At 33.1% G+C, this 251-nt stretch carries 1 protein-coding gene; it reads right to left on the bottom strand.

Features of this window, described 5'->3' with window-relative positions:
* Nucleotides 1-251, bottom strand: a 251-nt coding sequence (locus tag SB724_RS21185; RefSeq protein WP_410572970.1) for a hypothetical protein, incomplete at both ends; no start/stop codon positions are given.

Below are 251 nucleotides of genomic sequence, written 5' to 3'. Positions count from 1 at the left end.
ATTATAAGTGGCTCCTTCAATTTTAGCGATTAAAGAAGATTGGTTATATCCATATATCATGGCAGTTGGTACTCCTGAAACATTGGAAAACTGTAGAAGGTTGTCCTTGTTGTCATACAAATTCATATTTACACTTTCTTTTGTGCTCTCATCTACGATATTGGTAGTAAGAATAGAAGTGGGTAACAAAGAACCATTATTAAATAATACTTTTGATCTTGAGAGCAGTTTTCCATTTTCCTTTTCTTCGG

Origin of the sequence: Bacillus sp. SIMBA_031 (genome assembly GCF_046535225.1) — a bacterium.
Classification (GTDB): domain Bacteria; phylum Bacillota; class Bacilli; order Bacillales; family Bacillaceae; genus Bacillus; species Bacillus velezensis.
The sequence above is the reverse complement of the archived record's forward strand: the minus strand, read 5'-3'. Positions and strand labels throughout refer to the sequence as shown.